Source organism: Mycobacterium sp. 4858, assembly GCF_900240975.1.
Lineage (GTDB): Bacteria > Actinomycetota > Actinomycetes > Mycobacteriales > Mycobacteriaceae > Mycobacterium.
In genome coordinates this window covers 16,984-36,210 of sequence record NZ_LT968776.1, presented here as the reverse complement: position 1 = coordinate 36,210, position 19,227 = coordinate 16,984, and the positions used below count along the sequence as shown (strand labels likewise).

Below are 19,227 nucleotides of genomic sequence, written 5' to 3'. Positions count from 1 at the left end.
GATTCGGTCACTGCCGCAACTTCCTGCCGGTGAGGTCGAGGAACACGTCCTCGAGGCTGCGCTGCTCGACGCGCATGTCGGTGGCCAGCACGTCGATCCGCGCGCACCATGCCGTGACGGTGGCCAGCACTTGCGGGTCGACCGGGCCCTCGACCAGATACTCGCCCGGCGTCACCTCGCTGGCCCGGTATTCCTCCGGCAGGGCGGCGGTCAACAGCGACAGGTCGAGCCGCGGCGGCGCGGTGAACCGCAACTCGTCCTTGGCGCCCGCGCGCATCAGCTCGGCGGGAGTGCCGGCGGCCACGGTCGAGCCGTGGTCGATGATGACCAGCCGGTCGGCGAGCTCCTCGGCCTCCTTGAGCTGGTGGGTGGTCAGCACCACCGTCACACCGTCGCGGCGCAGCGCGTCGATCAGTTCCCACACCAGCAGCCGGGCGTGCGCGTCCATGCCCGCGGTCGGCTCGTCGAGGAAGACCAGCTCCGGCCGGCCGACCAGCGCGCACGCCAGCGCGAGCCGCTGCTGCTGCCCGCCGGACAGCCGGCGGTAGGTGGTGCGAGCGGCGTCGGTGAGGCCCAGGGTGTCCAGCAGCCACGCCGGGTCAAGCGGGTCTGCGGCGTAGGAGGCGACCAGGTTGAGCATTTCGCCGGCGCGGGCGCTGGGGTAGCCGCCGCCGCCCTGCAGCATGACCCCCATGCGGGTGCGCAGGCGGGCGTTGTCCGCGATCGGGTCCAGCCCGAGCACCTCGATGGTGCCGGCGTCCGGTCGCACGAAGCCCTCGCACATTTCGACCGTCGTGGTCTTGCCGGCCCCGTTGGGGCCCAGCAGGGCGAGCACTTCGGCGGCGTGCACCTCGAGGTCGAGATCGGCAACGGCCGTGGTGGATCCGTAGTGCTTGCTCACCCCGCGCAGTCGCACGACTGTTTCAGGAACGTCCGAGCTCACGTGGAATCAGCGTAGGCGTCGGGCAGCGCCTGGGAGCGAGGGGTGGCCCGGGGGGCCTGTTCCGGCGCGGTCGCGACGGGCTCCGGCGGCGTTTCGACGTCCTCGGCCGGCAGCCGCCGCCACGGCAGCCGGGTGTAGGTCAGCGCGATGAGCGCCGCCACGATGACGGTGCTGGCCAGGGTGGCGTCGACGATCTGGAACAACGCGAAGCGGTCCCCGTTGGCCGTCGGCCCGAAGATGCCGACGACCAGGGTCATGACGATCACCGCCGCCCGGAATCCGCTGCGGGTCGCCCAGGCGGCCAACGGGATGATCGCCCAGAGCAGGTACCAGGGCTGCACGACGGGAAACAACAGCACGGTGACGCCCAGCGCCACGCCCAGTCCACCGATCGGGTGCAACCGGCCGCGGAAGACGGCCACCAGCAGCCAGCCCACCATCACCGTGATGATCAGCACACCGATAAAGCGCGTGAGCCCCAGCACCGCGGTGGTGTGATCGCCGAGTCCCAGCAGGATCCCCACCTGCCCGGTGCCCAGGGCCAGCAGCGTCGGCGGCGACAACCAGCTGCGCACCACGTTGGCGGTCCCGAGGGTGAAGATCCAGCCGAACCCGAGCCCGCTGGCCCGGCCGACGACCGCCATGACGGCCAGCGACAGCACCGTCATCGCGCCGCCCGCCAGCAGCAGGGCACGCAGGGTCCCCCCGCAGCGGTAGGCCAGCGCCATCGTGACGAACCCGAGCGCCAGCAACGACGGCAGCTTCACCTGCGACGACAGCGTGATCAGCACGGCGCCGGCCAGCAGCATGCCCAACGGCTCCCAATCCGCGCCGGGCCGCCAGGAGGCCGGCCACAGCCGCGGAGAGTCGATTCCCCGCAGCGCGAACTCGGCCCCGGCCAGCATCAGCCCGAGCATCAACGCCTCGTTGTGGACCCCGGCGACCAGGTGCATGATCAGCAGCGGATTGGCCGCGCCCAGCCACAGCGCGCTCACCTCGGCCACGCCGCAGCGCCGGGCCAGCCGGGGAGTCGCCCACACGATCAGCCCCACGCCGAGCAGCTCGACCAGCCGGTGACACAGCACGGCGGCGACGATGTTCTCCCCGGTGACCGCCGAGATGCCGCGCCCGATCCACAGGAACAGCGGACCATAGGGCGCCGGCGTCTCGCGCCACAGCGTCGGGACCGACAGCGTGAACACGTGCGACAGGCCCAGCCCGGAGGCGGGGCCGACCCGGTAGGGGTCGAGGCCCTCCAGGGAGATCTGGCTCTGGGCCAGGTAGGAGTAGACGTCCTTGCTGTACATCGGCGGCGCGATCAGCAGGGGCAGGATCCACAGCAGCAGGGTGCGGTCCAGGTCGCCGCGCGACATCCTCCTGCTACCCAGCGCGAATCGGCCGAGCATCAGCCAGGCCAGCGCCATCATGACCGCGCCGGTGGTCGTCATCGTCAACGACACCGTCTGGATCCGGGACGGCAGGTTGAGCAGCCGCACCCCAAAGGTGGGGTCCTGCACGACGGGCCGGGCCCCGGCGCCCAGCGCGCCGATGGCCATCAGGACGGTGCCGGTGGCGCCGAACAGTCGGGTGCGCTGCAGGGCGGTGAGCTCGGTATCGTTCAGCGGCGTGCCCACCGCTTGCTCGTCGCCATGCAGGCTGGCGATCGATGAGCTCAGCGCGTGGTGGCGGGCTGCCATCCGTGCAGCTTAGCTGCCGGGGGCTCCCCGCCCGCCGGCTCGCCGTCGCCATCACGGCGGTGCTGTGCCTGGCGGCTCCGACCTGGACGCCGGCCGGGCCGGCCCGTGGCGACCACGGTGAGGTGTCCTACCGCTTTTCCTGCACCTGGGGTTCATTGACGGCGGATTTCGCCGGCCGCGACGCGCTGCCGCAAACCGACGACCCGCCGGCCCAGTGGTACCGCACCGATGCCGAGGGCCAATACGTGAACGGGGGATGGGGACCGCGCGCAAAAGCCCTGCCGCCGCCGAGCATTCCGCAGGATGCGCGGTGCGATCCGGCGACCTGGAAGCGGGAACGGATCCTCGCGGTGGCGATGCGCTACATCTACGCGCCCGGCAACCCGCTGGGGCTGCAATACCGCCACCATCACATCCCCGGCTGGGAGCCACCGGCCCCGACGTATGCCGGTGTGTCCGAAGAGAATCCCGATGCCGACGCTCCGCCCGGGCTGACGGCCTGGGGTCCCGGACGAGGCCTGGACTGTTCGAACTTCACCGCTTGGGTCTACAACTACGGTCTGGGCATCAAGTTCGGCGGCAATGTCCACCAACAAGCCGACGGCACCGCCGGTCCGATGGGCCGGCGCATCCCGACAGAGGGGCCGTTCCAGCTTGGGGACTTGATCTACTTGCACCCCAACGGAAATGCCAACCAGGCCTCGCACGTGGTCATTTACGTCGACGACGACCACATCATCGACAGCCGGGTCAGCGCCCAGAACCTCATCGGAGTCCAGGTCCGGGGCCGGGTCGGCTGGTACCGGGACGCCGCAGTCGGCGCGTGGCGGCCGATCGGCTGAGACCAGTCCACGGCGGAGCGGGATTGCTCACGCGTAGCCTCTCGTTCGTGGCGATTCGCGACCATGGCGACCCCGGGGACGCACCCTCCGTGCCGCCACCCCTGTACCCGCCGGCCAACGACGCCCGCCCGTCCGCGGCGGAGCAGGCCCGCACCATCGCCGCCGCCACCAACGCCGCCACGCTGGCCACGTTGACCGCCGACGGCGACCCGTGGGCGTCGTTGGTGGCCTACGGACTGCTGGACGGCATGCCTGTGCTCTGCGTCTCGAGCCTGGCCGAGCACGGCCGTAACCTCGCGCGCGACCCGAGGGCCAGCCTGTCGATCGTGGCGGCGAGCGGCGACACCGACCCGCTGGCCGGCAGCCGGATCACCCTCGCCGGGCTGGTTGCGAAGCCCACGGGTTCGGCGCACGACGACGCCCGGGCGGCATACCTGGCCGCGGTCCCCGCTGCCCGGTACTACCTGGACTTCAGCGACTTCAGCCTCTGGGTCCTGAGGATTCAGCGGTTGCGGTGGGTGGGCGGGTACGGCCGGATGGACTCGGCCACCGGCGATCAGTACGCCGCCGCTGCTCCCGACCCGGTTGCGCCGGTGGCCGCCAGGGCCGTCGCGCATCTCAACGCCGATCACGCCGACGCCCTGGCTGCCATGGCCCGAATCTTCGGCGGCTACCCCGACACCGATACCGCACTGTGTACGGGCGTCGACCGCTACGGCCTGGACCTGCGGGTGCACACCCCCCGCGGCGTGGCCTACGCCCGGGTCGGGTTTTCCGCACGGCTGGATTCCGCCGACGAATTGCGTTCGGCCACAGCGGGATTAGCCCGCGACGCGGCTTCGGCTATAGCCGAAGGGGGCGCGCAGCAAAGCGTCTGATCCGCCACGCGCCCCCGTTCCTGGCTACTTCTCTTCGCCGTCGGCCTTGCTCAACGCCCGGTCCGCGGTCGCGACCAGCCTGCGGTTGAACTGATACTGGGCGGCGACAAGCTTGTCGGCCAGTTCGATGGCGGCGTCGACAATCCTGGTGCGCAGCGGTTGCACCGCCTCCGGGATTGCGTCGTCGAGGGTCTTGTGGAACGCCCGAAGCGCCTCCGCCGCGGCGTGCTGGCCGGCTTTGGCCGATTCGCGTACCTCGTCGAGCAGGTCGGTCGAACGCGATGCGATGGACGTTGATTCAGTCGTGTCAGGCATGCCAGTTCCTTTCCTGGGGTTGATTCCTTCACTACCGCCGCCGACGCTATTCGGCGCGGTGGGCCGCGTACTACGGGCGAAGGTCCCATCGTCGGTGCCAATGGTCTTTCGCCGTGGGCGTAGTGTGACCAGCGCAACCGCCGCTCAGGGCACCCTTGGTAGACCGATCCCCGGAATTGCGTCACACTGGTGTTGTGAAAATCCGGACCGGCATCGACGACGCCGCCGTGAGCGTGGCGGCCGCGGCGGCACGGGATGGTCACACCCGCCGCGCCATCGTGCGCCTGCTACTGGAGTCCGGATCGATCACCGCCGGTGAGATCGGCGACCGGCTCGGGCTGGCGGCCGCCGGCGTGCGTCGCCACCTCGACGCACTGATCGAGGCGGGCGACGCCGAGTCGGTACCCGCCGCGGCCTGGCAGCAGGCGGGGCGCGGCCGTCCCGCCAAGCGTTTCCGGCTGACGGCGGCGGGCCGCGCCAAGCTCGAGCACGCCTACGACGACCTGGCGGTGGCGGCCATGCGGCAGCTGCGCGAGATCGGCGGGGAGGACGCCGTCCGCACGTTCGCCCGGCGGCGCGTCGACGCGATCCTGGGCGGTGTGCCGGCCGCCGGCAGCGACGACGACGCCGAAGTCGAGGCCGCCGCCGAGCGCGTGGCCGGTGCGCTCACCAAGGCGGGTTACGTCGCCACCACCGCACGTGTCGGCGGCCCGATCCACGGCGTGCAGATCTGCCAGCACCACTGCCCGGTGTCGCACGTCGCCGAGGAATTCCCGGAGCTGTGCGAAGCCGAGCAGCAGGCCATGGCCGAGGTACTCGGGACCCACGTGCAGCGGTTGGCGACCATCGTCAACGGCAACTGCGCCTGCACCACCCACGTACCACTGACCCCGGCGCCCAGCCCGCGTCGCGACACCACGAGCATCGAAGGAGCGTCGTTATGACCCTCACGCCCGAGGCCCAGCAGGCCATCAAGACGGCAGACGGGCCGTTGACCCAGGAGCAGGCCATCGCCTCGTTGGGCCGCTACGGCTACGGCTGGGCGGACTCGGACGTCGCGGGAGCCAGCGCGCAGCGCGGGCTGTCCGAGGCGGTGGTCCGCGACATCTCGGGGAAGAAGGACGAACCCGACTGGATGCTGCAGACGCGACTGAAGGCGCTGCGGATCTTCGACCGCAAGCCGATGCCGAACTGGGGCTCCGACCTGTCCGGCATCGACTTCGACAACATCAAGTACTTCGTGCGGTCCACCGAGAAGCAGGCCGCCTCATGGGATGACCTGCCCGAGGACATCCGCAACACCTACGACAGGCTGGGCATCCCGGAGGCCGAGAAGCAGCGCCTGGTCGCCGGTGTCGCGGCGCAGTACGAGTCCGAGGTGGTCTACCACCAGATCCGCGAGGACCTGGAGTCCCAGGGCGTCATCTTCGTCGACACCGACACGGGTCTGCGGCAACATCCCGAGCTCTTCCAGCAGTACTTCGGCACCGTCATCCCGGCGGGGGACAACAAGTTCTCCGCCCTGAACACCGCGGTGTGGAGCGGTGGTTCGTTCATCTACGTCCCGCCGGGCGTGCACGTCGACATCCCGCTGCAGGCCTACTTCCGGATCAACACCGAGAACATGGGTCAGTTCGAGCGGACGCTGATCATCGTCGACGAAAACGCCTACGTGCATTACGTGGAGGGCTGCACCGCGCCCATCTACACGTCGGACTCGCTGCACTCGGCGGTGGTGGAGATCATCGTCAAGCCCGGCGGCCGTTGCCGTTACACCACCATCCAGAACTGGTCGAACAACGTCTACAACCTGGTCACCAAGAGGGCCCGCGCGGAGGCCGGCGCCACCATGGAGTGGGTCGACGGCAACATCGGGTCCAAGGTGACCATGAAGTACCCGGCGGTGTGGATGACCGGGGAGCACGCCAAGGGTGAGGTGTTGTCGGTCGCCTTCGCCGGCGAGGGCCAGCACCAGGACGCCGGCGCCAAGATGCTGCACCTGGCGCCCAACACGTCGAGCAACATCGTCTCCAAGTCGGTGGCCCGCGGCGGCGGCCGCACCTCCTACCGCGGCCTGGTGCAGGTGAACAAGGGCGCGCACGGTTCGCGCTCCAGCGTGAAATGCGATGCGCTGCTGGTCGATACGATCAGCCGCAGCGACACCTATCCCTACGTCGACATCCGCGAGGACGACGTCACGATGGGCCACGAGGCCACCGTGTCCAAGGTCAGCGACAACCAGCTGTTCTACCTGATGAGCCGCGGGCTGACCGAGGACGAGGCGATGGCGATGGTGGTGCGTGGCTTCGTCGAACCGATCGCCAAGGAACTGCCCATGGAGTACGCGCTGGAGCTCAACCGGCTCATCGAGCTGCAGATGGAGGGCGCGGTCGGATGACGGCTGCTGCTGCCCTGAACAAGGGTGAGTTGTTCGCGTCCTTCGACGTGGACGCCTTCGAGGTGCCCAGCGGGCGCGACGAGATCTGGCGGTTCACCCCGCTGCGGCGACTCCGGGGGCTGCACGACGGCTCGGCCCAGGCCACCGGCAAGGCGCAGATCAGCGTCAGCGAACAGCCCGGCGTGCAGGTCGAGACCGTCCGACGTGGTGACGAGCGGCTGGGCCGCGGCGGTGTACCCGCCGATCGGGTTGCCGCGCAAGCGTTTTCGTCGTTCAATTCCGCGACGTTGGTGAGCGTCGGGCGGGACACGCGGATCGCCGAGCCAGTCAACATCACTGTGACGGGCCCCGGGGAGGGGGCCGTCGCCTACGGGCACCTGCAGATCAGCGTCGCCGAACTCGGCGAGGCGGTCGTGGTGATCGACCACCGGGGGAGCGGAACCTACGCCGACAACGTCGAATGCATCGTCGGCGACGCCGCCCGGCTCACCGTGGTGTGGGTCGCGGACTGGGCCGACGACGTGGTGCACGTGAGCGCGCACCACGCCAGGCTGGGTAAGGACGCGGTGCTGCGGCACGTCGCCGTCACCCTGGGCGGCGAGGTGGTGCGGATGTCGGCCAACGTGCGATACGCCGCCCCGGGCGGGGACGCGGAGCTGCTGGGCTTGTACTTCGCCGACGACGGGCAGCACCTGGAATCGCGGCTGCTGGTCGACCACGCGCAGCCCAACTGCAAGTCCAACGTGCTCTACAAGGGAGCGCTGCAAGGGGATCCGTCGTCGCAGCGGCCCGACGCGCACACCGTCTGGGTGGGCGACGTGCTGATCCGCGCCGAGGCCACCGACACCGAGACCTTCGAGGTGAACCGCAACCTGGTGCTCACCGACGGGGCGCGCGCCGACTCGGTGCCCAACCTGGAGATCGAGACCGGCGAGATCGTCGGCGCCGGACACGCCAGTGCCACGGGCCGTTTCGACGACGAGCAACTGTTCTACCTGCGGGCCCGCGGCATCCCCGAAGACCAGGCGCGGCGGCTGGTGGTGCGCGGCTTCTTCGGCGAGATCATCTCGAAGATCGCCGTGCCCGACATCCGGGAACGCCTGACCGCCGCCATCGAACACGAACTGGAAATCACGGAGAAGACAACGGCATAATGACGACTTTGGAAATCAAGGACCTGCACGTCAGCGTCGAAGACCCCAACGCCCCCGAGGGAAGCCGCGAGATCCCCATCCTCAACGGCGTCAATTTGACCGTGAAATCCGGTGAGACGCATGCGGTGATGGGGCCCAACGGGTCAGGCAAGTCCACACTGTCCTACGCGATCGCCGGTCACCCGAAGTACCGGGTGACGTCCGGGTCGATCACGCTCGACGGCCAGAACGTGCTGGACATGAGCGTCGACGAGCGCGCCCGCGCCGGCCTGTTCCTGGCCATGCAGTACCCCGTCGAGGTCCCGGGTGTGTCGATGTCGAACTTCCTCCGCAGCGCGGCGACCGCCGTCCGCGGCGAGCCGCCGAAACTGCGGCACTGGGTCAAGGAGGTCAAGGCCGCCATGGCCGACCTCGACATCGACCCGGCGTTCGCCGAACGCAGTGTCAACGAAGGGTTTTCCGGCGGTGAGAAGAAGCGCCACGAGATCCTGCAGCTGGGGCTGCTCAAGCCGAAGATCGCCATCCTCGACGAGACCGACTCCGGGCTGGACGTCGACGCGCTGCGGGTGGTCAGCGAGGGCGTCAACCGCTATGCCGAGGCCGAGCACGGCGGCATCCTGTTGATCACCCACTACACCCGGATCCTGCGCTACATCCGCCCGCAGTTCGTGCACGTCTTCGTCGGTGGCCGGATCGTCGAATCCGGCGGTCCGGAGCTGGCCGACGAACTCGAGGAGAACGGCTACGTGCGCTTCACCGAAGCGGCGGCGGCCGCAGGGGCGTAACCATGGCGGGGACAGCACTGGACGTCGACGCGATCCGCGCCGACTTCCCCATCTTGAAGCGCGTGATGCGCGGCGGAAAGCAGTTGGCGTACCTGGATTCCGGCGCGACGTCGCAGCGCCCGCTGCAGGTGCTCGACGCCGAGCGCGAGTTCCTGATCACCTCCAACGGCGCGGTGCATCGTGGTGCGCACCAGCTGATGGAGGAGGCGACCGACGCCTACGAGCAGGGCCGCGCCGACATCGCGGCGTTCGTCGGCGCCGGTGCCGACGAACTGGTGTTCACCCGCAACGCCACCGAGGCGCTCAACTTGGCGTCATACGTGCTGGGGGACAACAGGTTTGAGCGCGCCGTCGGTGAGGGTGACGTCATCGTCACCACCGAACTCGAACACCACGCCAACATCGTCCCGTGGCAGGAGCTGGCCCGTCGCACCGGCGCCACGCTGCGCTGGTACGGCGTCACGGAAGACGGGCGCATCGACCTGGACTCGCTTGAACTCGACGAGCGCGTGAAAGTCGTTGCCTTCAGCCACCACTCGAACGTGACAGGCGCGGTGGCGCCGGTGGCCGAACTGGTCGGCCGCGCCCGGGCGGTGGGGGCGGTGACGGTGCTGGACGCCTGCCAGTCGGTGCCGCACCAGCCCGTGGACCTGCACGCGCTCGACGTCGACTTCGCCGCGTTCTCTGGGCACAAGATGCTGGCCCCCAACGGGGTCGGCGTGCTCTATGCCCGTCGCGAGGTGCTGTCGGAACTGCCGCCCTTCCTCACCGGGGGGTCGATGATCGAGACGGTGACCATGGAGGCGTCCACCTACGCGCCGGCGCCGCAACGGTTCGAGGCCGGCACGCCGATGACCTCCCAGGTCGTCGGGTTGGGTGCTGCCGCACGGTATCTGGGCGGCATCGGCATGGACGCGGTCGAGGCGCACGAGCGCGAGCTGGTCGCCGCGGCCATCGACGGGCTCTCGCGCATCGACGGCGTGCGGATCGTCGGCCCGACCACGATGGAGAACCGGGGCTCGCCCGTCTCGTTCATCGTGGACGGGGTGCACGCGCACGACGTCGGGCAGGTGCTCGACGACGACGGCGTCGCGGTGCGGGTGGGGCATCATTGCGCGATGCCGCTGCACCGCCGGTTCGGGCTGGCGGCGACCGCCCGGGCGTCGTTCGCCGTGTACAACACCGCCGACGAGGTCGAGCGACTGGTGGCCGGCGTGCGACGCGCGCTCGAATTCTTTGGGAGAGAATGACGGTGCGCCTCGAGCAGATGTATCAGGACGTGATCCTGGACCATTACAAGCATCCGCAGCACCGCGGGCTGCGGGAGCCGTTCGGCGCGCAGGTTCATCACGTCAACCCGGTCTGCGGTGACGAGGTGACCCTGCGGGTCGCCCTGTCCGACGACGGTCAGCGCGTCGCGGACGTCTCCTATGACGGCCAAGGCTGCTCGATCAGCCAGGCGGCCACCTCGGTGCTGACCCAGCAGGTGATCGGGCAGACCGTGCCGGAGGCGCTCGACACCGTCGCCGCATTCACCGAGATGGTGTCCTCGCGCGGCACCGTCGAGGGTGACGAGGACGTCCTCGGCGACGGCATCGCGTTCGCCGGGGTGGCCAAATACCCGGCCCGGGTGAAATGCGCTCTGCTGGGCTGGATGGCGTTCAAGGACGCATTGGCCCAGGCTTGCGCAGACACGGGCGCCGACTTCGAGGAGGAGAAGGATGAGCGAGACCGCCGCACCGGGTGACGAATTTCTTGCCGACCTCGAGGAGGCGATGCGCGACGTCGTCGACCCCGAATTGGGCATCAACGTCGTCGATCTCGGTTTGGTGTACGGCCTCAACGTGGAGGAGGGCGACGGGGGCACCGTCGCCCTGCTCGACATGACGCTGACCTCGGCGGCCTGCCCGCTGACCGACGTCATCGAGGACCAGTCCCGCAGCGCGCTCGTCAGCAGCGGGCTGGTCGACGATCTGCGGATCAACTGGGTGTGGAATCCGCCCTGGGGTCCGGACAAGATCACCGAGGACGGACGCGAGCAGCTGCGCGCCCTCGGCTTCACCGTCTGAACGCTGCCCCGGCCAGCACATGGCGGCGACCCGCCGCGCCCGGCCAGCGCCGCGCTTGCGATCACCGCTAGGCCCGATGGCGCGACCCGCTGTGCCCGGCCAGCGCCGCGCTTGCGATCACCGCTAGGCCTGATGGCGCGACCCGCTGCGCCCGGCTTCGCCGCGCTTGCGATCGCCGCTAAAGGTGGAAGGGCAGATGGGGCAGGTGCAGGTGGTGGTGCGGGCGCCCCATCGGCGGACACGTCTGCAGACTGATTGTCGTCGCCTGCAGCGCCCCACCGTCGTTCGTTCCCTGGGCCCCCATGCACGTGCCGTTCGTGATCGCCTGGGTGTTGCTGATCGTCTGCTTCTTGTAGGACGTCGCGTCGGTGACCGCCACCGTGGTGGGGCCGCCCGGCCCAATCCCGTTGACGGCAATCGTGTTTCCCGACACCGACGCGACCGTGCCGTAGAAGCCGGCCGGCGGCGGGCACTTGCCGTCGACGGGCGCCGTGATCATGACGGTCTCCGCGGTAACGCCGGCGGCCGGTGAACTCTGCGGGGTGGCTCGCACGTTGACACAGCTACCCGGAGTGACATCTGGGAGCTTCGCCGGGGCAACCTGGAAGACCGGTGTCGCAGGAGCAAAGTCCACGGTCGCCGAACCGCTGCGCGTTCTGAGCTGAATCTTGTCGCCGGCCACCGACTGGACCATGCCCTCCACGTAGTCCTTGCCCACGGGCGGGGGTGCCGCCGACGGCGCCGCGCTCGGCGGCACCGCGCTGGGCGGTGCCGCGGCCGCCGCCGCCGGTTTGGCGGTAGTGCCGGTGGTCGTGTCACTCGACCGGCACATGGCGACGCCCAGCAGGACCACCGCGACGACGGCGACGAGCGCGAGCCGTGCCAACCGCCGGTTCACCGAAGTGGTGGGCATCGACACACCTCCGAACGCGGGCTGGCCATCGCCAGCGAATACCCAGGCGGGCGCGGATATCACCTCGCGCCCGCCTGGTGTGACGGTAATCTCGTGCGGCCGCGATCAGCCGTGGGCGTGCGGCGGCTTGGCCGGGCCCCCGCACTTGCCGTCGGTGGCCGGCCGGACGTTGATGCTGGTCGCCTGCAGCGCGCCGCCGTTGTCCTTGGTTCCGCGCGCGGTGAGGCACTTGCCCGGCGCGATCGCGTCCGTGGTGGCCGGCGACTGTTTCATGTACCTGGTCTTGTCGTCGACCGTCACGGCCGTCTGGGTGGTGTTGCCGTTCGGGTCGGTGCCCGTGACGTTGATGGTGTTACCGGTGACCGAAGCCACCGCTCCCTGCACGGACGCAGGCTGTGCCGGCGGCGGCGTCGGCGCACCGGACGGGGCGGGGCTGGGCGAACCACCGGGCGCCGTCTTGGGCTTCGGGCAGGTGCCGTTGACCGACGGGCTGACCTTCACCGACGCCGCGGTGACCTGCTGCCCGCCCTGCGCCTCCTTGGTGGGCCGGACGGTGACGCAGTTGCCCGTGGTGACGTCGGTGAGTGCGGCCGGGGTGACCTCGGTGACCTTGGTCGTCGCGGTGAAGTTCACGGCGACGGTGGCGTTGTCCTCCTGGGTCACCTGAGCGGAATTGCCCGCCACCGAGGCGATCAGGCCGCTGACCCGCGCCTCACCGGCGGCCGGCGCCGGCGACGTGGTGGTCGAGGTGACGGTGGACGTCGACGTCGACGGCGGACTGGACTTGTTGGACGAGCCGCAGGCGGCGATGGACAACGCGGTGGTTCCCGCGACGGCGACTACCGCGACGCGGGTGAATAGAGCCGTGTGACTGCTGGCAGACATCAACGCTTCTCCAATCGTGGTCAGGACCAACGAAAGGGTTTACCCGCCGAACCTGTAGCTAACCTGTGTGTAATCCCGGCGCACTCAGAATGCGTTTTCGGAAACCCGCATGACGTCGTCGTCGATGGACTCGATGACTTTGCGCAGGGAGGTGAGCTTCGGCAGCATGTTCTTGGCGAAGAACGCCGCGGTCGCCACTTTCCCCTGGTAGAACGCCAGGTCGTCGCCGGCCGCGTCCGCCAGCGCGGCGTTGGCGACGCCGGCCTGCACCAGCAGCCGCCAGCCGATGAGCAGATCGCCCACCGCCAGCAGATACCGCACCGATCCGAGCCCGACTTTGTAGATTTCACTCGGATGTTGCGCGGCGGACATCAGGTAACCGGTCAACGCGCCCGTCATCGCCGTGACCTCGTCGAGCGCGGTCTGCAGCAGCTGGGCCTGCGGTTTGAGCGCCTCGTCGCAGGAGTCGATCGTCGCGGTGATCTGAGCCGTCACGAACTGCAGCGCCTCGCCACGATCGCGGACGATCTTGCGGAAGAAGAAGTCCAGCGCCTGGATCGCCGTGGTGCCCTCGTAGAGCGAATCGATCTTGGAATCACGGATGTACTGCTCGAGCGGGTAGTCCTGCAGGAAGCCCGAACCGCCGAGCGTCTGCAGCGATTCGGTCAGGACTTCGTAGGCCCGTTCGGAGCTCACGCCCTTCACGATCGGCAGCAGCAAGTCGTCCACCCGGTGCGCCATCTCGTGATCGGCACCCGAAACGTGTTGCGCGACAGCGTCTTCCTGGTGGGCAGCGGCATACATGTAGAGCGCCCGCAGGCCCTCGGCGTAGGCCTTCTGCGTCATCAGGCTGCGACGCACGTCGGGGTGGTGCATGATCGTGACCCGCGGCGCGGTCTTGTCGGACATCTGCGTCAGGTCAGCACCCTGTACCCGTTCCTTGGCGAAGGCCAGCGCGTTGAGGTAACCGGTGGACAGGGTTCCGGCGGCCTTGACGCCGATCGTCATGCGCGCGTGCTCGATCACGGTGAACATCTGCGCGATCCCGTTGTGCACGTCGCCCACCAGGTAGCCGACCGCGGGCACATCCGTTGCGCCGAAAGTCAATTCGCATGTGGGGGAGGACTTGATCCCCATTTTGTGTTCCACGCCCGTCGTGAAAACGCCGTTGCGGGGCCCAAGTTCGAACGTCTCCGGGTCGAAGAGGTATTCGGGCACGTAGAACAGGCTCAGCCCCTTGGTGCCCGGGCCGGCGCCCTCCGGTCGGGCCAGCACCAGGTGGAAGATGTTCTCGGCGGTGTCACCCACGTCGCCGCCGGAGATGAAGCGCTTGACGCCCTCGATATGCCAAGTGCCGTCGGGTTGTTCGATGGCCTTGGCGCGGCCCGCGCCGACGTCGGAGCCGGCATCGGGTTCGGTGAGCACCATGGTGGCCGCCCATCCACGCTCCACACCCTCGGCGGCCCAGCGCCGTTGCTCTTCGTTGCCCTCGACGTACAGCGCCTGCGCCATCAGCGGGCCGAGGCAGAAGAAGTTGGCAGAAGGGTTGGCGCAGATGATCATTTCGTTGACTCCCCACGCCAGCGGCGGCGGCGCGGCCATGCCGCCGATCTGTTCGTCGAGCATCAGCCGCCACCAGCCGGCCTCTTTGATCGTCTCCACCGTCTTGGCCAGCTCGGGCGCCACGCTGATGGTGTGGGTGGCCGGGTCGAACACCGGCGGATTGCGGTCGGCGAAGGCGAAGGTTTCCGCAACCGGGCCTTCGGCCAGGCGGGCGGCTTCGTCCAGGATCGTCCGGACCGTGTCCTCGTCGAGGTCGGCGTACGGGCCGGTGCCCAGGACGGCGCCCACGCCGAGAACCTCGAACAGGTTGAACTCGATGTCGCGGACGTTTGCGATGTAGTGGCCCAACGCGATTCCCTCACTGGTCCTCGAGGCGGCGGATCGTCCGCATCAGTGTCTCCGACGTGGGAAAACGTACGCAACCGTAACCTACGGCGGGCCGCAGGCAGGTTACGACCCGGTGTCGTCGTGCCGAACCGGGCGCGCGCGGTTGCGTTGGGCCGTAGGCGAATCCGGCGATGCGGTTGCGACGACCCGGCGGCGCACGCACCGCCGTCGTCGTCGACCGGGAACACCGCGCCGGGTTCCGGCGTTGGAGCAAATGTGACAACACTCGATCTCACGGCTGAGAAGTTCAACGAAACCATCGAGGGCAACGACATCGTCCTCGTCGATTTCTGGGCGTCGTGGTGCGGACCGTGCCGCCAGTTCGGGCCCACCTTCCAGGCGTCTTCGGAGAAGCATCCCGACATCGTGCACGCGAAGGTCGACACCGAGGCCGAACAGCAGCTGGCCGCGGCCGCCCAGATCCGGTCCATCCCCACGCTGATGGCCTTCAAGAAGGGCAAACTGTTGTTCAATCAGGCCGGCGCGCTGCCGCCCGCGGCCCTCGAAGACCTGGTCCAGCAGATCCGGGCATTCGACGTGGACGCGGCCCAGGCCGGCCAGGCCGAATAGCTCCGGCCCTGAGGCCCGCGATCCCGCGAATCGGGAGGCGAACGGTCAAGGAGGCCGGAATTGGCGTGCCTTCCGGCGGCGCGAGGCGCCCCGAGCCTCCTACGGGTACGGCATGCGGCGGGGGATCCCGGCGCAGCCACGCCGCTGCCGGTGTGTTCGTGGGGTGGTAACCCACGTACCCACGGCCGCCGAGGCCGGCGAGGAAGCCGGTCTGCGCTACTTGAGGCCCAATTGTGAGGCCGGCAGAGCAGCTAGCGCGCCCAGGACCAGAAAACAGGCTTCCTTGAAGCCCTCGATGCGTGCTCTGAGCATTAGCTTCCTAAACCGTGAGAACGAGGGGCGATTTGCTGTACCCGTGCGTCCGCGATGACAAACTTGGAGATTTCTCCAAAGTCTGACTCCCAAACTAGAGGATCCCGCCATCGTCGGGGCTGCGCACCCCACGCGCTAGGTTGCTTGGGTGAGCTTGGTACTGGTAGAGCACCCGCGGCCCGGCGTCGCGCTGATAACCCTCAATCGTCCCGAGCGGATGAACTCCATGGCGTTCGACGTCATGGTGCCGCTCAAAGAGGCCTTCGAGAAGGTCCGGTACGACAATTCCGTGCGCGTGGTCGTGCTGACCGGGGCGGGCCGGGGGTTCTCCTCGGGCGCCGACCACAAGTCCGCGGGCTCGGTGCCCCACGTCGAGGGGCTCACCCGCCCGACTTACGCGCTGCGCTCCATGGAGGTCCTCGACGAGGTCATCCTGGGGCTGCGGCGCCTGCACCAGCCGGTGATCGCCGCGGTCAACGGCCCGGCCATCGGCGGCGGGCTGTGCCTGGCGCTGGCCTGCGACATCCGGGTCGCATCGACCGGCGCGTACTTTCGCGCGGCCGGCATCAACAACGGCCTGACCGCCAGCGAACTGGGGCTGAGCTACCTGCTGCCCAGGGCCATCGGCTCGTCGCGGGCTTTTGAAATCATGCTGACCGGACGCGACGTCACCGCCGAGGAGGCCGAGCGCATCGGGCTGGTGTCGTGCCAGGTGCCCGACGAGCAGTTGCTGGACACCTGCTACGCGATTGCGGCGCGGATGGCGGCGTTCTCGCGGCCGGGAATCGAGTTGACCAAGCGCACACTGTGGAGTGGACTGGACGCCGGTAGCCTGGAAGGGCACATGCAAGCCGAAGGCTTGGGCCAGCTGTTCGTTCGTCTGCTCACCGCCAACTTCGAAGAAGCGGTTGCCGCGCGCGCGGAAAAGCGGCCGCCGGTGTTCACCGACGACAAATAGCCACCACACAAGGGAGTAGATGTGATCACGGCCACGGACCTCGAGGTCCGCGCTGGTGCGCGCATTCTGCTCTCACCGGACGGCCCGGACCTGCGCGTGCAGCCCGGCGACCGCATCGGGCTGGTCGGTCGCAACGGCGCGGGCAAGACCACCACCCTGCGCATCCTGGCGGGCGAGACCGAACCGTATGCGGGATCCGTCGTGCGCGCCGGTGAAATCGGTTATCTGCCACAGGATCCCAAAGAGGGGGACCTCGAAGTCCTGGCCCGCGACCGCGTCCTGTCCGCCCGCGGTCTGGACGTGCTGCTCACCGACCTGGAAAAGCAGCAGGCGTTGATGGCCGAGGTCGCCGACGACGACGCCCGCGACCGCGCCATCCGCCGCTACGGACAGCTCGAGGAGCAGTTCGTCGCGTTGGGCGGCTACGGCGCCGAGAGTGAAGCCAGCCGCATCTGCGCGAGCCTCGGCTTGCCGGACCGGGTGCTGACGCAGAAGCTGCGCACGCTGTCCGGTGGGCAGCGCCGCCGGGTGGAGCTGGCGCGCATCCTGTTCGCCGCGTCGGACACCGGTGCTGGGTCGTCGACCACGCTGCTGCTCGACGAGCCCACCAACCACCTGGACGCGGATTCGATCGGCTGGTTGCGTGATTTTCTGCGGACCCACACCGGCGGCCTGGTGATCATCAGCCACAACGTCGAGCTGCTCGCCGACGTCGTGAACCGGGTGTGGTTTCTGGACGCCGTGCGCGGCGAGGTCGACGTCTACAACATGGGTTGGCAAAAGTACCTGGACGCCCGGGCCACCGACGAACAGCGCCGCCGCCGCGAGCGCGCCAACGCCGAACGCAAGGCCTCCGCGTTGCGCACGCAGGCGGCCAAGCTGGGCGCCAAAGCCACGAAAGCCGTTGCGGCGCAAAACATGTTGCGCCGTGCCGATCGGATGATGGCCGCGCTCGACGAGGAGCGAGTGGCCGACAAGGTGGCGCGCATCAAGTTCCCGACCCCCGCCCCGTGCGGGCGCACACCGTTGGTCGCCAAGGGACTGAGCAAGTCGTACGGCTCGCTGGAGGTGTTCACCGGCGTCGACCTGGCCATCGACCGGGGCTCTCGGGTGGTGGTGCTGGGCCTCAACGGCGCCGGCAAGACCACGCTGCTGCGACTGCTGGCCGGCACCGAGCAGCCCGACACCGGCGGGCTGGAGCCGGGCCACGGTTTGCGCATGGGCTACTTCGCGCAGGAGCACGACACTCTCGACAACGACGCGAGCGTGTGGGAGAACATCCGGCACGCCGCGCCCGATTCGGGGGAGCAGGACCTGCGCGGCCTGTTGGGCGCGTTCATGTTCAGCGGCCCGCAACTCGACCAGCCGGCGGGCACCCTGTCGGGCGGGGAGAAGACCCGGCTCGCGCTGGCCGGCCTGGTGGCCTCCACCGCCAACGTGCTGCTGCTCGACGAACCGACGAACAACCTGGATCCCGCCTCGCGCGAACAGGTCCTCGACGCGCTGCGCAGCTATCAGGGTGCGGTGGTCCTGGTGACGCACGACCCCGGGGCGGCCGAGGCGCTGGACCCGCAGCGCGTGGTGCTGCTGCCCGACGGCACCGAGGACTTCTGGTCCGACGAATACCGGGATCTCATCGAGCTCGCCTGACTTCGGTCAAATCGGCCCGCGGGCGGCGCCGGCTTTTTACTCTTGGTGCTTGCGATCGTGTTCGGGCGCGGAGGGCATCCATGAAAAGGACGCTGCAGAGGTCGAAGAAGACCCGCGAGCAATTGTTGTTCGAGCTGCGTAACGCCTACGAGGGCGGGGCCAGCATCCGCACGTTGGCGGCCAGCACCGGCAGATCGTACGGATCGGTTCACGCCCTGCTGCTGCAGGCGGGCACCACGATGCGCGGCCGGGGTGGCCCCAACCACACGTCGCGGACCGCGCGGGCGTAGCGTCGCCGCGCTACTCGCGCGGTACGGAATCCCCGGATTCGTTGCGCCGCACCGACTTCTCCACCAGGTCGAGCACGGCGGACAACCGCCGCGGGTCCTCGCCTGAGGCCAGCCGCGCCACCAGGCCGTCGAGCACCAACTCCAGGTAGCACTGCAACACGTCGCCGGGCACGTCGTCACGCACCCGTTGCGCTTCCTTCTGCCGGCGCAACCGATCGGTCGTCGCCGCCGCCAGTTCCGCGGACCGCTCGGCCCAACCGCGGTTGAAGTCCGGGTCGTTGCGCAGCTTGCGCGCGATCTCCAACCTGGTGGCCAGCCAGTCGAACTGGTCGGGGGCGGCGAGCATGTCGCGCATCACCTGGATAAGGCCCTCGCGCGACGCCACGTCGGCCATCCGCTCGGCGTCCTCGTGTGCCAGCGCGAAGAACAGCGCGTCCTTGTCCCGGAAGTGGTGAAAGATCGCGCCGCGCGACATCCCGATCGCCTGTTCCAGCCGCCGCACGGTGGCCCTGTCGTAGCCGTGTTCGGCGAAGCAGCGGCGGGCGCCGTCGAGGATCTGGCGGCGGCGCGCCGCCAGATGGTCCTCACTGACTTTTGGCATGGGCCGGAGTTGGCCGG

The 19,227-nt window shown here is 69.1% G+C and carries 20 protein-coding genes; 13 read left to right on the top strand and 7 right to left on the bottom strand.

Annotation, left to right across the window (positions count from 1 at the left end):
• Positions 1 to 7 precede the first annotated feature (7 nt).
• Positions 8 to 943: an ABC transporter ATP-binding protein gene (locus C1737_RS08325; RefSeq protein ID WP_102417854.1), complete on the bottom strand. Its 936-nt coding sequence runs from the start codon at positions 941 to 943 to the stop codon at positions 8 to 10.
• Complete coding sequence (gene mptB, locus C1737_RS08320) at positions 940 to 2,640, bottom strand: polyprenol phosphomannose-dependent alpha 1,6 mannosyltransferase MptB (RefSeq protein WP_068093181.1); 1,701 nt, start codon at positions 2,638 to 2,640, stop codon at positions 940 to 942. The genes C1737_RS08325 and mptB overlap by 4 nt, the downstream gene beginning before the upstream one ends.
• A gap of 2 nt (positions 2,641 to 2,642) precedes the next feature.
• Here mptB and C1737_RS08315 point away from each other — a divergent pair, with 2 nt between their 5' ends.
• Positions 2,643 to 3,482, top strand: coding sequence for an NlpC/P60 family protein (locus C1737_RS08315; protein WP_158243960.1), 840 nt, complete (start codon positions 2,643 to 2,645; stop codon positions 3,480 to 3,482).
• Between the two features lie 47 nt (positions 3,483 to 3,529).
• A complete protein-coding gene (locus C1737_RS08310; protein WP_102417853.1) occupies positions 3,530 to 4,360 on the top strand; it encodes a HugZ family protein in 831 nt (276 codons plus the stop codon).
• 24 nt (positions 4,361 to 4,384) lie between these two features.
• Here C1737_RS08310 and C1737_RS08305 read toward each other — a convergent pair whose 3' ends face one another.
• Entirely contained in the window at positions 4,385 to 4,675 is a 291-nt protein-coding gene (locus C1737_RS08305; RefSeq protein WP_067925614.1) for a hypothetical protein, read from the bottom strand.
• A 155-nt stretch (positions 4,676 to 4,830) separates the two neighbouring features.
• Here C1737_RS08305 and C1737_RS08300 point away from each other — a divergent pair, with 155 nt between their 5' ends.
• The 7 genes from C1737_RS08300 to C1737_RS08270 are packed head-to-tail and all read left to right on the top strand — an operon-like array spanning position 4,831 to position 11,081.
• Positions 4,831 to 5,619: a metalloregulator ArsR/SmtB family transcription factor gene (locus C1737_RS08300; protein ID WP_082972792.1), complete on the top strand. Its 789-nt coding sequence runs from the start codon at positions 4,831 to 4,833 to the stop codon at positions 5,617 to 5,619.
• Complete coding sequence (sufB, locus tag C1737_RS08295) at positions 5,616 to 7,073, top strand: Fe-S cluster assembly protein SufB (RefSeq protein WP_067925607.1); 1,458 nt, start codon at positions 5,616 to 5,618, stop codon at positions 7,071 to 7,073. Before C1737_RS08300 ends, sufB begins: the two co-directional genes overlap by 4 nt.
• Positions 7,070 to 8,227, top strand: a complete 1,158-nt coding sequence (gene sufD / locus C1737_RS08290) for a Fe-S cluster assembly protein SufD (RefSeq protein ID WP_102417852.1) — start codon at positions 7,070 to 7,072, stop codon at positions 8,225 to 8,227. Before sufB ends, sufD begins: the two co-directional genes overlap by 4 nt.
• Entirely contained in the window at positions 8,227 to 9,012 is a 786-nt protein-coding gene (sufC, locus tag C1737_RS08285) for a Fe-S cluster assembly ATPase SufC (RefSeq protein ID WP_067925601.1), read from the top strand. Before sufD ends, sufC begins: the two co-directional genes overlap by 1 nt.
• 2 nt (positions 9,013 to 9,014) lie before the next feature.
• Complete coding sequence (locus tag C1737_RS08280; protein WP_102417851.1) at positions 9,015 to 10,262, top strand: cysteine desulfurase; 1,248 nt, start codon at positions 9,015 to 9,017, stop codon at positions 10,260 to 10,262.
• A complete protein-coding gene (sufU, locus tag C1737_RS08275; RefSeq protein ID WP_102417850.1) occupies positions 10,259 to 10,759 on the top strand; it encodes a Fe-S cluster assembly sulfur transfer protein SufU in 501 nt (166 codons plus the stop codon). Before C1737_RS08280 ends, sufU begins: the two co-directional genes overlap by 4 nt.
• Positions 10,734 to 11,081, top strand: a complete 348-nt coding sequence (locus tag C1737_RS08270; protein ID WP_102417849.1) for a metal-sulfur cluster assembly factor — start codon at positions 10,734 to 10,736, stop codon at positions 11,079 to 11,081. Before sufU ends, C1737_RS08270 begins: the two co-directional genes overlap by 26 nt.
• A gap of 178 nt (positions 11,082 to 11,259) precedes the next feature.
• Here the strand turns inward: C1737_RS08270 and C1737_RS08265 are convergent, their stop codons facing one another.
• The 3 genes from C1737_RS08265 to C1737_RS08250 all read right to left on the bottom strand — a co-directional run bounded on the left by C1737_RS08265 (position 11,260) and on the right by C1737_RS08250 (position 14,790).
• Positions 11,260 to 11,994: a DUF5666 domain-containing protein gene (locus tag C1737_RS08265; protein WP_102419854.1), complete on the bottom strand. Its 735-nt coding sequence runs from the start codon at positions 11,992 to 11,994 to the stop codon at positions 11,260 to 11,262.
• Between the two features lie 105 nt (positions 11,995 to 12,099).
• On the bottom strand, positions 12,100 to 12,879 hold the full coding sequence (locus tag C1737_RS08260) for a DUF5666 domain-containing protein (protein WP_199182818.1): 780 nt from the start codon (positions 12,877 to 12,879) through the stop codon (positions 12,100 to 12,102).
• Positions 12,880 to 12,963: 84 nt separating this feature from the next.
• Complete coding sequence (locus C1737_RS08250; protein ID WP_068093202.1) at positions 12,964 to 14,790, bottom strand: acyl-CoA dehydrogenase; 1,827 nt, start codon at positions 14,788 to 14,790, stop codon at positions 12,964 to 12,966.
• A 255-nt stretch (positions 14,791 to 15,045) separates the two neighbouring features.
• On the opposite strand from C1737_RS08250, the gene trxA reads away from it, so the two are divergent.
• The 4 genes from trxA to C1737_RS27370 all read left to right on the top strand — a co-directional run bounded on the left by trxA (position 15,046) and on the right by C1737_RS27370 (position 18,609).
• Positions 15,046 to 15,399, top strand: a complete 354-nt coding sequence (gene trxA / locus C1737_RS08245; protein WP_067925583.1) for a thioredoxin — start codon at positions 15,046 to 15,048, stop codon at positions 15,397 to 15,399.
• A gap of 460 nt (positions 15,400 to 15,859) precedes the next feature.
• Positions 15,860 to 16,669, top strand: coding sequence for an enoyl-CoA hydratase (locus C1737_RS08240; protein WP_102417847.1), 810 nt, complete (start codon positions 15,860 to 15,862; stop codon positions 16,667 to 16,669).
• Positions 16,670 to 16,690: 21 nt separating this feature from the next.
• On the top strand, positions 16,691 to 18,319 hold the full coding sequence (locus tag C1737_RS08235; RefSeq protein WP_102417846.1) for an ABC-F family ATP-binding cassette domain-containing protein: 1,629 nt from the start codon (positions 16,691 to 16,693) through the stop codon (positions 18,317 to 18,319).
• Positions 18,280 to 18,609: a helix-turn-helix domain-containing protein gene (locus tag C1737_RS27370; protein WP_255396499.1), complete on the top strand. Its 330-nt coding sequence runs from the start codon at positions 18,280 to 18,282 to the stop codon at positions 18,607 to 18,609. Before C1737_RS08235 ends, C1737_RS27370 begins: the two co-directional genes overlap by 40 nt.
• 10 nt (positions 18,610 to 18,619) lie before the next feature.
• Here the strand turns inward: C1737_RS27370 and C1737_RS08225 are convergent, their stop codons facing one another.
• Entirely contained in the window at positions 18,620 to 19,210 is a 591-nt protein-coding gene (locus tag C1737_RS08225; protein ID WP_067925572.1) for a TetR/AcrR family transcriptional regulator, read from the bottom strand.
• Positions 19,211 to 19,227: the final 17 nt, after the last annotated feature.

Bases quoted from the DNA above. Each gene is read 5' to 3' on its own strand.
- C1737_RS08280 (WP_102417851.1), top strand. From the start codon at position 9,015: ATGGCGGGGACAGCACTGGACGTCGACGCGATCCGCGCCGACTTCCCC.
- C1737_RS08270 (WP_102417849.1), top strand. From the start codon at position 10,734: ATGAGCGAGACCGCCGCACCGGGTGACGAATTTCTTGCCGACCTCGAG.
- C1737_RS08265 (WP_102419854.1), bottom strand. From the start codon at position 11,994: ATGCCCACCACTTCGGTGAACCGGCGGTTGGCACGGCTCGCGCTCGTC.
- sufC (WP_067925601.1), top strand. From the start codon at position 8,227: ATGACGACTTTGGAAATCAAGGACCTGCACGTCAGCGTCGAAGACCCC.
- sufD (WP_102417852.1), top strand. From the start codon at position 7,070: ATGACGGCTGCTGCTGCCCTGAACAAGGGTGAGTTGTTCGCGTCCTTC.
- sufB (WP_067925607.1), top strand. From the start codon at position 5,616: ATGACCCTCACGCCCGAGGCCCAGCAGGCCATCAAGACGGCAGACGGG.
- mptB (WP_068093181.1), bottom strand. From the start codon at position 2,640: ATGGCAGCCCGCCACCACGCGCTGAGCTCATCGATCGCCAGCCTGCAT.
- C1737_RS08225 (WP_067925572.1), bottom strand. From the start codon at position 19,210: ATGCCAAAAGTCAGTGAGGACCATCTGGCGGCGCGCCGCCGCCAGATC.
- C1737_RS08305 (WP_067925614.1), bottom strand. From the start codon at position 4,675: ATGCCTGACACGACTGAATCAACGTCCATCGCATCGCGTTCGACCGAC.
- sufU (WP_102417850.1), top strand. From the start codon at position 10,259: ATGACGGTGCGCCTCGAGCAGATGTATCAGGACGTGATCCTGGACCAT.
- C1737_RS08260 (WP_199182818.1), bottom strand. From the start codon at position 12,879: ATGTCTGCCAGCAGTCACACGGCTCTATTCACCCGCGTCGCGGTAGTC.